This is a genomic window from Paenibacillus barengoltzii NBRC 101215 (assembly GCF_004000745.1).
Taxonomy (GTDB): domain Bacteria; phylum Bacillota; class Bacilli; order Paenibacillales; family Paenibacillaceae; genus Fontibacillus; species Fontibacillus barengoltzii.
On the sequence record NZ_BILV01000047.1, the window covers coordinates 12,298 to 24,109 of the forward strand.

The following is an 11,812-nucleotide window of genomic DNA, read 5'->3' on the forward strand; positions in this document are numbered from 1 at the left end:
AGTAAATACTTCGCTCCCGATTTGCAAAACCCTTCTCCACTGGAAAAAAGAGCCTTAAAAAATCAGTTGCCCCAAAATTACAGGTGCCTTGAGATTGGAATTTTCGATGAATCCGTTTAGGACAGGTGCGCGATCGAAGCTTTCACGAACTCGCGGAACAACGGCTGCGGACGGTTCGGACGGGAGGTGAATTCCGGATGGAACTGCACCGCCAGGAACCAAGGATGATCCGGAAGCTCAACGATTTCCACCAATCGGCCGTCCGGCGAAGTCCCGGAAATGCGCAGGCCCACGCGCTCCAATGTCTCACGGTACGCATTGTTGAACTCATACCGATGGCGATGACGCTCGTAAATCAGTTCATCGTTATAACATTGCATTGCAAGCGATCCCGGTACCAGCTTACAAGGGTATAACCCGAGTCGCATCGTACCGCCCAAATCTTCGATATCCTTCTGCTCCGGCAACAGGTCGATTACCGGATACTCGGTGGAAGGGTTGATCTCCGAGCTGTTCGCGCCTTGAAGTCCGGCCAGCGAACGAGCGTATTCGATCACCGCAACCTGCATCCCCAAGCAAATGCCGAAGAACGGAATCCGCTTCTCGCGAGCATATTTGATCGTTGTAATTTTGCCTTCAATACCGCGATCGCCGAAGCCGCCTGGAACCAAAATCCCGCCGACGCCTTGCAGCAGCTCATCCACATTCTCTTCCGTAACTTCCTCTGCGTTCACCCAGCGGATCTTCACATCGGCATTCGCATCAAAGCCGGCGTGGGATAACGATTCTACCACACTGAGGTAAGCGTCATGCAACGCCACATATTTCCCGACGATGGCGATTTCCACCGTCTTCTCCAGCTTGTTAATGCGATCCACGAGGCCTTCCCATTCACGCATATCCGGAGCCGGCGTCGTCAGCTTCAGATGGTTGACAACGATCTCGTCCAGCCCTTCATCACGCAGGTTCAGCGGCACTTCGTACAGCGTATTGGCATCCCGGCACTCCACAACCGCGCTTGGATCCACATCGCAGAACTGTGCGATTTTCGCTTTGATATCGTCCGACAGCTCATGCTCCGTACGGCAGACGATCACGTTCGGTTGAATCCCGATGCTGCGCAGTTCTTTGACGCTGTGCTGGGTCGGCTTGGTTTTCACTTCGCCAGCCGCTTTGATATATGGAATGAGCGTGACGTGAATATACATCACATTCTCGCGTCCGATGTCGCTCTTGATTTGACGAATCGCTTCCAGGAACGGCAAGCTCTCAATGTCACCGACGGTTCCCCCGATCTCGGTGATGACCACATCCGATCCTGCTTCACGCCCAGCGCGGAAGACACGCTCTTTAATTTCGTTGGTAATATGCGGAATGACCTGAACCGTGCCGCCCAGATACTCGCCGCGACGTTCTTTGCCAATAACGGAGGAATAGATTTTCCCAGTCGTCACATTGCTGTTCTTAGAAAGATTGATATCGATAAAACGTTCATAATGGCCCAGATCCAAGTCGGTCTCGGCGCCATCGTCCGTGACGAACACTTCTCCGTGCTGATACGGGCTCATCGTGCCCGGATCGACATTAATATAAGGATCGAATTTCTGGATCGTTACCTTTAATCCCCTGTTCTTCAACAGCCTTCCCAACGAAGCCGCCGTAATCCCCTTCCCCAATGAGGAAACGACCCCGCCTGTCACGAAAATGTATTTTGCCACAGCCAAAAACCTCCTAAAGTAGTACGTGTTCACAAACCCATCAGATTCCAGAAATTCAGGTAACTTAGATCATTAGCGTAACCTATTATCCGGTAAAACATAGCCAAAAAGGCATAAAAAAATAAAAAGTGACACCCGAAATGGTCGGGGCACTTTTTAATAAAATTCACATGTTATATAGGTTTGAATCATAAGCCCATGCAATAGTTTACCCGTTACCCTAGTTCGTGTCAAGTCAAGTCAGAGCGCATCTTATGAACAAAATAAGGAATGAAAAAGGACGGCCATCGCCGTCCTTCATAAGCCCTTCAGATATCGCGAGGCCCCTGCCTCAAGGCTAATTAATCCTCGTCGCTATCGTCGAAATCCTCATCGGTGTCCAGATCGTCGTCCTCTTCGCTAAGGTCTTCCTCGTCTTCAAGTTCCTCATCTGGAAGCAACTCTTCGTCGTCCACATCTTCCACGTCGTCATCGTCATCATCTGGGAACAACTCGTCTTCGGAATCCTCGTCGAGTACATCGTAATCCTCTTCGTCATCGGATACGTATGTATCATCCTCTTCCACAAAATCGTCATCTTCCAGATCGTCGTCGTCGTTAATGATGCGCGGACGCTTGGAGCTGCCGACCGGATCTTCCGACCGCTCGATCGGATACCAGCGTTTCAGGCCCCACAGGTTGGTGCCAACGCAGGCAAACCGGCCGTCGATGTTGATCTCCGTATAAAGCTGTGCAATCGCCTCGTTAATTTGCTCCTCGTTCATACCGCGAAGCTTAGCGACCTCATTCATCAAATCACGGTAGTAATATGGCGTGTTTGCCGCCTTCAAAATCATAAAGGCCAAATCGACCATAGGAATTTCTTGGACTTTCTCCGGGTCGATTTTCAAATTCAGCGGGGTACTCACGTTACGGACACTTCCTCTCACGCAAAAGTTCACTATAAAGCAATGATGAAACCTTATCGTTAGAGCCGGTTTCTTTCACTAACATATCCATATCACACATTAGTAAAACCTATTTGGCATCAAATTGCAAGTTTTAAAAACACACCAAAGCCCCGCCGCCAAAAGGGAAGGAGCGGAGAACCCCCTAGTCCCCCGCTCCTTGACTGTATCCTTCCCCAAAAGAAGGCCTTGCCCTCTCTTGGGTTGGCGAAAGCCGCAAGGCCTTCCCTTCATCCTATGTCCAGATTTGCACTTTGACACGCCGGATTCGCGCGAAATCCAGCAATCCGGGCCCATTTCCATTAAAACAGGGCCGCTTCCCCATTCAATGAAAAAAGGAACGTCATACTATACTGCAACACGCTTCGTAGGAGGGGCTACTCATACATGGACTACTCCGGATTCCTCAGGTTTTTGAACGATCATGTCGACGCCTCCGGAAAAAGCGGTCGCATCATTATCCGCTTTGCACACCCGGCAGAATTTGCAGAATGCGTCCGCCAATTGCTTAAGCACAAGCGCCAGCATCCCGCACTGCGGCACATCCGCACATCCTCGCTGCTGCAGGCGCTGATCTGTCCCCTCGGTTTACGTGGGGAAGTGGCCCGCTCCCGTTTCGGCCTGTGGGTCGAAGACGACAGCCTTGTCAGCGTCCATAGCCCGGCCCCGACAGGCAAGGGGCAAGCTCCATCCATCCCTTGGGGGGTACGGCGAATCGGCGCCCCGGAAACCTGGTCCGTGTCCACAGGCTACAGGGTTCGTATCGGCGTGATTGATACGGGTGCCGATTTCAACCATCCGGATCTTCGCCATTCCTTGGCTCGCGGGATTAATCTCTTGAATCGACTCAGCTTACCATACGATGATAACGGACACGGCACGCATATCGCCGGAACCATCGCGGCCTCCGGCGGATCTCAAGGGATGATGGGCGTAGCCCCGCGTTCTTTGATATTTCCGGTGAAGGCGTTTGATCATAATGGCTCCGCCTTCGTTTCTGACATCATTTTGGGCATCGACTGGTGCGTACGCAACCGGATGCACATCGTAAATATGAGCTTTGGTATGAAGAGCAACAGCGCCTCTTTGCAAAATATTATTCGCAAAGCCTATAACGCAGGCATCGTGGTGGTCGCGTCCTCGGGGAACGACAAAAAGGGACACGGCTGCGATTACCCGGCCCGTTACCCGCAAACGATCTCTGTAGGTGCAACCGGCAAGGACGGCAAAATCGCCTCCTTCAGCAACTACGGTCCGAATATCGATATTTATGCCCCCGGTGAAAAAATCAGCTCCGCCTGGCTGGGCGGAGGTTATCGCGAAATGAGCGGCACCTCCATGGCAACTTCCCATGTGAGCGGTGCCGTGGCCTTGCTGCTGGCCATGAAGCCGGACATGAAGCCAAGCGAGGTCAAGCGCCGGCTGCGCCGTACCGCTAAGCCGCTAGCCAGCACAGCGGCCAGAGCCAAAGGCGGAGGCGCTGGCGAGCTGAGCGCAGTGCGCCTGCTGCGCACCAAATTGGGGCGTAGCAGAAGTTAATGCCCGCCGCCCGCTGCTTCCCTTTGCGGACTGATCTAATCACAATGTGCCTGCTCCGTGCTTTGCTGGGATACAGCAGTTCAACACGAAGCAGGCACACTGAATCTTGATATAGGTGGTACAGGTCTCTTTGCGGCTCATTTTGCACGATTATCCCTTTTGGTAAGCCCTCGTCTAAGGTGGATATTCAAATCAAGCCTTCATCTGATTAAGCGGGATAATCATGCAAAGAGACACTCAACTAAAGCAACTCGCGTAACAGCTTCCGCGAATTACATTTTTTCTGGCGCGGATACACCGATCAGACGAAGTACGTTGGCGAGCACCGTGCGTACCCCGCCGAGCAGCACCAGCCGTGCTGCCGTTTGTTCCGCGTCTTCTGTAATGACGCGCTCCGCCCGGTAATAGCTGTGGAACAGCGCTGCCAGTTCATAGACATAGCGGACCAATCGGTGCGGTGCGTAGTTCTCAGCAGCTACGTTAATTTCCTCCGGCAGCTCGCCGAGCTTCCGCAACAGATCGTATTCATGCTCAGCGGTCAGCTTGCTGAGATTCACGTTCTCTGCCGCCGGAATCTGGATACCTTGTTCTTCCGCCTGGCGGAAGATGCTGCAAATCCGGGCATGGGCATATTGCACGTAGTACACCGGGTTTTCATTGGAGGTGGAAATTGCCAGATCCATATCGAAATCCAGATGTGAATCCATGCTGCGCATTGTAAAGAAGTAACGGATCGGGTCTACCCCAACCTCATCCATCAAATCCACCATAGTGACCGCTTTACCGGTCCGTTTGGACATTTTCACCTTCTCGCCGTCTTGGAACAGGCTGACCATTTGTGCAATCAATACGGTCAGTTTCTCCGGATCTTTCCCGATCGCCTGCATGGCGGCCTTCACCCGAGGAATATAACCGTGGTGATCAGCGCCCCAAATATTGATGATCCGATCGAAGCCGCGATCATATTTATTGCGATGGTATGCGATGTCCGGCGTCAAATAGGTGTAGGTCCCGTCATTTTTCACCAATACACGGTCCTTGTCATCTCCGTAAGCCGTCGTTTTCAACCAGGTTGCTCCGTCTTGCTCATACGTCTGCCCCTTTTCACGCAGCTCGGACAGCGATGCTTCAACTTGGCCATCCTGATACAGGGACGTTTCGCTAAACCAGACGTCAAAGCGAACCCGGAACCGTTCCAGGTCGCGCTGGATTTTGGACAGCTCTTTCTCCAGTCCGAATTTACGCAGGAACGCGGTCCGTTCTTCTTCTGGCATTCCCAGCAGCTTGTCCCCCTGTTCGGCAACAAGCTCTTTGGCGAATCCCTTGATGTCTTCGCCATGATATCCGTCTTCCGGCATCTCTACGTCTTGTCCAAGCTCTTGGCGATAGCGAGCCTCAATGGATTTGATCAGATTGACGATCTGGTTCCCGGCGTCATTGATATAGTATTCGCGCGTCACGTCGTAACCGGCGAAATCCAGCACGTTGCACAGCGCATCACCTACAGCTGCGCCCCGGGCATGACCGAGGTGCAAGCTGCCTGTCGGGTTAGCGCTGACGAATTCGACTTGCACCTTTTTCCCATTACCTAATGAAGTGCGGCCATAGTTCTCACCTTCACGGTAGACCTGCAGCAGAATCGGATACAAATAACTCTTGCTTAACGTAAAATTGATAAACCCGGGACCGGCAACCTCTGCCTTCTCGATCCCAGCCTTTCCATAGTCCAGTTGCCCGAGAATTTCTTCCGCGATTTGGCGCGGATTCTTCTTGGCGATTCGCGTCAGTTGCATTGCCGCATTGGTCGCAAAATCCCCGTGTGCCTTGTCCTTCGGCACTTCTAAGACGATCGCCGGGATTTCCTCACGCTGCGCAAGACCAGCGGATACGATCGCATCCAGGATCGCTTCCTTCAGCGCCTGGTTCATTTGTTCCAACGGATTGTGTGGCATTTAAACGTCCTCCTGTATATGTAGACTGAGTTCAAAACGTCCTGATAGTTCTTCAAATACGTACAAATCATACTCCCAGATCACCTGACCAACCGCCCCGTCCCATCGGGATTCCAGCTTCACCGTGTCGGTAGAAAGATTAAACCGAGTAAAGGGTGAGCGGTAAAACCCTGGTGTTCGACTGCCGCTGCGGAAGGTTTGCTCGGCTTCTACGCCTCCGTGGCGGATGATTTTCAGCTCGTTGCTAGATAGTTTGATCATCGTGCGCGTCTTCGCACCATCCGGTCCCGGGTCTGGTTCTTCGTAGCGGATATATAAGGTGTCGCTCCGGCGGATGAGATCTCCCCGCAGGTGCTGCACCGTTTCTTCCGTTCCCTGTCGGCTTGTCAGCACAAGGCTTACCGGCTTGGTTTCCGGCATAGGTCAAAACTCCTTCCGACATCGATCCTTACTGTACTACTATAGCCAGTTCGCCCCGGCAATTCAATACATATACGGTACAACGCCCCCCATAGGCAAAAAAAGGAGCCGTTGCTTCAGCGGCTCCTTCCCTCCCTTCATGACCAGATACGGCCTACAAGGGTTGACTTAATGCGAGGTATTTCACTTTGTCATCCTGGAAATACACATGAAACCGGAAATAATCCCCGACTTTATAGCTCCAGCGGCTATCCAGCTTCAGTGCCTTTGTCCCTAATTTCTCCGTAACGTCAGCCGTGCTGATCCCCGTCTTTACGCCAGCTGCGCACTGGTGAACCGGCCGCGTAAAAACGATCATCCGATTCAGCTCCAGCACCCCGTCTCTAAATAAACGGGCTTCCTTCACCTGACCGGTACCGTCATCATAGTATGGCTTGGCCCAAACGATCTCCTCGGGCGGATATTGGGTTAGCCGCTGCTCCCATCCATCGAAGTCCAGGCCATCCACCTGCGCGGCTTCCCCGTCCAACGGAGCTGCAGGAGCCGTATCCAGGTTCACGGAGGATTCCTTCTCTTGCTCCACCCTTGCTTGCTCCTGCAGGGCATCCAACGAAGCCAGCTCCTCCCGCTCGCGGAACAGACCTTGCATCAACAGCAGCACCCGGTCGTCAGCGTAGTAATAATTCCCTTGGTACTCAAAAGCGTTACTGGTTAAATCATAGGTTAGCTCATAGTGCGTGTTTGCCACCTTAAACTGCAGAACAACCGGCTTCCGGGAAGCCGCCGGTACCGAACCCGCAAGCGCACTTTTCATATCCGTATAACGCAGCGATTCCAACAGGACAAATTGCCGCTGCGCTGGAATGCGGGTATTTTTCCCGTTTCCGCCAACCGTGATCGCAAGAACCTCCTCATCCTTGAAAGGAAGATGGTCTAGCAAATACGGCGACTCGACAGCAAGATCGTTATTCGCAACGTCTGAAGCTTCTCCTGTAACCGTCGTCGGAGCTTGTACCGGCGTTTCAATGGAGTCGCCAGAAGGTGGTGCATCCGGACGGCCGTAAAAGATCCAGCCGACTACCATCACTACAACAATCATCGTAAGGCCCGCAAGCATGCTTCGGGCTGGGTTATTTCTTCTGATAAAAATCCCGCCTTGTCCCATGTGAAAGTGGTGATATAAATCATACTATCACACTTTAGACAGGCCATTTATAGTCCGAACGACGTATTTTACTTCACGAGGTCTTCCACGAACTTGGGCAGCACAAATGCGGCCTTATGAAGACGCGGCGTGTAGTACTTGGTGTCCAGTTCAGGGATGTTCGTCTCGTCCACCTGCAGTGGATCATAAACTTTGCTGCCCATTGTGAACGTCCACAACCCGCTTGGATAAGTTGGGATGTTCGCACCGTAAACGCGAACGATGGGGAAGATCTCTTTCACGTCTTTGTTCACCTTTTGAATCAAATCCGCTTTGAACCAAGGGTTATCAGTCTGGGCAACGAAGATGCCATCGTCTTTTAACGCCTCATAAATCCCTTGATAAAATCCGCGCTCAAATAAAGGCGCCGCCGGCCCCACTGGTTCGGTAGAATCGACCATGATGACGTCGTATTGATTTTTGCTTTCAATAATATGCATATAGCCGTCTGCGACCTGCACGTCCACCCGCGGATTGTCCAGCTCCCCGGCAATCTCCGGCAAGTATTTCTTGGAATATTCAATAACCTTGCCGTCGATCTCGACCAGCACTGCCTGCTCCACTTCGGGATGCTTGATCACCTCGCGAATAACCCCGCCGTCCCCGCCGCCTACAACGAGCACCCGCTTCGGATTCGGATGGGTGAACAGCGCTGGATGCGCCACCATTTCGTGATAAACGAACTCATCTTTGATGGTGGTCATCACCATGCCGTCCAAGACGAGCATCCGGCCAAATTCCTCCGTATCTAACATCGCCAAGTCCTGGAACTCCGTTTTTTCCGTAACCAGCGTTTCGCGTATTTTTGCCGTAATCCCAAACACGGGGGTTTGCTTCTCCGTAAACCATAATTCCATGCGATCAACCTTCTTTCCTTATGATCAAATCGTGCAGGTCAGCCCAAAACATCATTTCCTATATTGTACCAAACGAAAAAATAATAACACATCTCCCAAATTAACGGCGCAAGCACAGCTTCTGACGTGAATGATCTCTCCCAAACTTTCCCATACTGAACTTTAGACGTTCGCAGCACGGATTTGCTATAGGATCGGAAAGGAGAGTCCTCTCGTGCAGAAACTCGTTCGCAGTGATCGACATTATCATAAACGTAAACCTCGCCGTCCGTGGCTTTTGCTGTTCAAGCTGATGGTCGGCACGGGGCTCCTTGGTCTATGCGCTGTCGGCCTCCTGCTCCTCTACTTGTCCCAAGCCGAACTGCCCCTCGCCGGATCAGATCGGAACTCGCAGCTGATCAACAGCCGGGGAGAGACGTTCGCGGTGTTTTCGGATGGCGGGAAGAACCGGGAAAGCGTGGAGCTGCAAGAGATCTCGCCTTGGCTGATCAAGGCGACGCTGGCGACCGAAGACCGGCAGTTTTACAACCATTTTGGCTTTGATTTGAAAGGGATGGCCCGAGCAACCCTGGTGAATATCAAAGAAATGGGCACCGTCCAAGGAGCGAGCACCTTAACCCAGCAGCTGGCGCGGAATTTGTATCTGTCGCATGAACGGACCTGGTCTCGCAAAATTAAGGAGGCGATGTACACCGCCCAGCTGGAGATGAAGTACTCCAAAGATGATATTTTGCGAATGTACCTTAACGAAATTTATTACGGGCATGGCGCGTACGGAATTGAAGCCGCCGCTCAGATGTATTTCGGAAAACCCGCAAAGGAGTTAAGTCTGGCCGAAAGTGCGATGTTAGCCGGGGTTCCGAAAGGCCCCACCTATTATTCGCCGTTTAATCATATGAAGAACGCCAAAGATCGTCAGCGTACCGTGCTGTCGGCGATGGTCGCCACGGGCGAGATCACGCAGCAGGAAGCCGATGAGGCATATGAGGCGATCCTGAATTTCCAATCGCCGAAGCAGCCAAGTCCCACCGATAAAGCTCCTTATTTCCGCGATTATATTCGCAATGTGGTAGTCGGCGAGCTTGGCTTTGACGAGACGCTGCTTGAGCACGGCGGGCTGAACATCTACACGACACTGGATCCGGATGCGCAGAAAGCAGCGGAAGAAGCGGTAGCTGCGGAGCTGGCAAACTCGCCGGATCTGGAAGCTGCTCTCATTTCCATCGATCCGCGTAACGGCTACATCAAAGCGATGGTTGGCGGTGTCAATTACAAGAAGAGTCAGTATAACCATGTCTTCGCCACAACGCGGCAGCCCGGCTCCAGCTTTAAGCCGATCATGTATCTCACCGCGCTGTCTTCAAGAAAATTAACCAGTGCCAGCAAGTTCAGCAGTCAGCCAACGCTGTTCCATTACGACGACAACCGTAAAACGTATAGCCCGAAAAACTTCGGTGACAAATACTTGGGCGACATCGATATGCGGCAAGCGATCGCCGCTTCGGACAATATCTATGCAGTCAATACGATTCTCACAGTAGGAGCCGAGCAGGTCATCGAAATGGGGCGGAAAATGGGCATAACCAGCCCGTTGCAAGCCGTCCCCTCGCTGGCGCTGGGGACGTCTCCGGTCAGCCCGTTCGAAATGGCTACGGCGTTTGCGGTGATCAGCAACCAGGGCCGCAGTGTGGAACCCGTGGCGGTGCTAAAAATTACCGATGCCAGCGGGCGTGTGTTATACGAGGCCAAACCGGCCAAAAGCGAACAAGTGGTGGAAGCTTCTGCCGCCTACGTACTGACGCATTTGATGGAGAGCGTATTTGAAACTGGCGGGACGGGCAACCGCGTCTCCAACGAAATCAAACGGCCGGTCGCCGGCAAAACTGGAACGACCAGCACCGACGCCTGGCTCGTCGGCTTCACGCCGGAGCTGTCGACAGCCGTTTGGGTTGGCTATGACAAGGGCAAGACGCTTGGCACTACGGAGTCGCGCAAAGCCGCACCGATCTTTGCCAAATACACGGAGAAGGCGTTGGAAAAAGTACCTCCGAAGATTTTCCCCATCCCTGACGGGGTGGTCAGCGTCTACATCGATCCGGATACGGGGCTGCTCGCCACGAAGGATTGCCCGGACAAGAAGCTGGAGGTGTTCATTGAGGGCACAGAGCCCACAGAGTACTGCACCGCGCATGGTGAAGGCGAAGTCGAACCCGTACCGACTCCAGCCGAGGTGGAGAAGAAGGAGAGTCACTCCTGGTGGGAAGATCTGAAACGCTGGTGGATGGATTAGAGGCTGGCTGTGGCTGGAGTTGGAGTTTGGGTTGGGAGTTGGACAGGACATGAAAAAGTTCTTACGATAAAGGAAGCAATCCCTAGTTCAAAAATGTTCAAGGAGACTTCCTTATCAATGGACCCGATCTTGAAGCAAATCAAACCGGGGGCGCCATTGCCCCCGGCTTTTTATCGATTGACGGCCCTGGAGGCCGCCCCCCGTCTGCTTGGACAGACGCTGGTCCGCCGTACGGAAGAAGGCGACATCCGCTGCCGCATCGTAGAAACGGAAAGCTACGGCGGCATAGAGGACAAAGGCAGCCACGCCTACGGAGGACGCCGTACCGCGCGGACGGACATTATGTTTGGCCCCGGCGGAACGGCTTACATCTATCTGATTTATGGCATGTATAACTGCCTGAACGTCGTCACCGGTACGGAAGGCGACCCGCAAGCCGTGCTAATCCGCGCGGTCGAGCCTCTATCCTCGGCAGACGAAGCTGCGATGCGCCGCTATCGTGGGACGGCTGCTCGCAAGCCGGCGGATTTATCAGGCGGCCCCGGCAAGCTGTGCCGTGCGCTGGACATCACGAAAGCGCTGAATGGCCTGACGCTCGACCAGCCCAGTGGCCCGCTTTGGATCGAAGGCGGATCGATGTCGGAGAGATTTGGAGCGGATGAAGTGATCGTCCAGGCACCGCGTATCGGCATTGCGTATGCGGAGGAATATGCGGCGAAGCCGTGGCGGTTTTATTTTCGCGGCAACCCCTATGTGTCGGTCATCGACAAGCAAGCTGAGGTTTGGCCAGGAGACGCTGGCGTTGCCGATATCTAGGCTGCCGTTCGATCCTTTTGGACCATTATCCCGTTGCATCAGGAAGAGACGAAGCGGTTTGGCTGCGGT

At 53.2% G+C, this 11,812-nt stretch carries 9 protein-coding genes; 3 read left to right on the forward strand and 6 right to left on the reverse strand.

Annotated features, from left to right (window positions below; genetic code table 11):
* Nucleotides 1–116: 116 nt before the first annotated feature.
* Nucleotides 117–1,718 (reverse strand): CTP synthase, encoded by a 1,602-nt coding sequence (gene pyrG, locus PBA01S_RS13800; protein WP_028539099.1) that lies wholly within the window; start codon nucleotides 1,716–1,718, stop codon nucleotides 117–119.
* Between the two features lie 341 nt (nucleotides 1,719–2,059).
* Nucleotides 2,060–2,626, reverse strand: a complete 567-nt coding sequence (gene rpoE, locus PBA01S_RS13805; RefSeq protein ID WP_127576201.1) for a DNA-directed RNA polymerase subunit delta — start codon at nucleotides 2,624–2,626, stop codon at nucleotides 2,060–2,062.
* Nucleotides 2,627–3,052: 426 nt separating this feature from the next.
* On the opposite strand from rpoE, the gene PBA01S_RS13810 reads away from it, so the two are divergent.
* On the forward strand, nucleotides 3,053–4,204 hold the full coding sequence (locus PBA01S_RS13810; protein WP_085170384.1) for a S8 family peptidase: 1,152 nt from the start codon (nucleotides 3,053–3,055) through the stop codon (nucleotides 4,202–4,204).
* 272 nt (nucleotides 4,205–4,476) lie between these two features.
* Here the strand turns inward: PBA01S_RS13810 and argS are convergent, their stop codons facing one another.
* The 4 genes from argS to speE form a co-directional block, all read right to left on the reverse strand.
* Nucleotides 4,477–6,156: an arginine--tRNA ligase gene (gene argS, locus PBA01S_RS13815; RefSeq protein ID WP_028539097.1), complete on the reverse strand. Its 1,680-nt coding sequence runs from the start codon at nucleotides 6,154–6,156 to the stop codon at nucleotides 4,477–4,479.
* A complete protein-coding gene (locus PBA01S_RS13820; protein ID WP_085170385.1) occupies nucleotides 6,157–6,576 on the reverse strand; it encodes a YwiB family protein in 420 nt (139 codons plus the stop codon).
* A gap of 154 nt (nucleotides 6,577–6,730) precedes the next feature.
* On the reverse strand, nucleotides 6,731–7,675 hold the full coding sequence (locus PBA01S_RS13825) for a hypothetical protein (RefSeq protein ID WP_255315360.1): 945 nt from the start codon (nucleotides 7,673–7,675) through the stop codon (nucleotides 6,731–6,733).
* 134 nt (nucleotides 7,676–7,809) lie between these two features.
* Nucleotides 7,810–8,637: a polyamine aminopropyltransferase gene (speE, locus tag PBA01S_RS13830; RefSeq protein WP_028539094.1), complete on the reverse strand. Its 828-nt coding sequence runs from the start codon at nucleotides 8,635–8,637 to the stop codon at nucleotides 7,810–7,812.
* Between the two features lie 214 nt (nucleotides 8,638–8,851).
* On the opposite strand from speE, the gene PBA01S_RS13835 reads away from it, so the two are divergent.
* Both PBA01S_RS13835 and PBA01S_RS13840 read left to right on the forward strand, forming a co-directional pair.
* A complete protein-coding gene (locus PBA01S_RS13835) occupies nucleotides 8,852–10,927 on the forward strand; it encodes a transglycosylase domain-containing protein (RefSeq protein WP_127576203.1) in 2,076 nt (691 codons plus the stop codon).
* A gap of 117 nt (nucleotides 10,928–11,044) precedes the next feature.
* Complete coding sequence (locus PBA01S_RS13840; RefSeq protein ID WP_127576204.1) at nucleotides 11,045–11,743, forward strand: DNA-3-methyladenine glycosylase; 699 nt, start codon at nucleotides 11,045–11,047, stop codon at nucleotides 11,741–11,743.
* Nucleotides 11,744–11,812 lie beyond the last annotated feature (69 nt).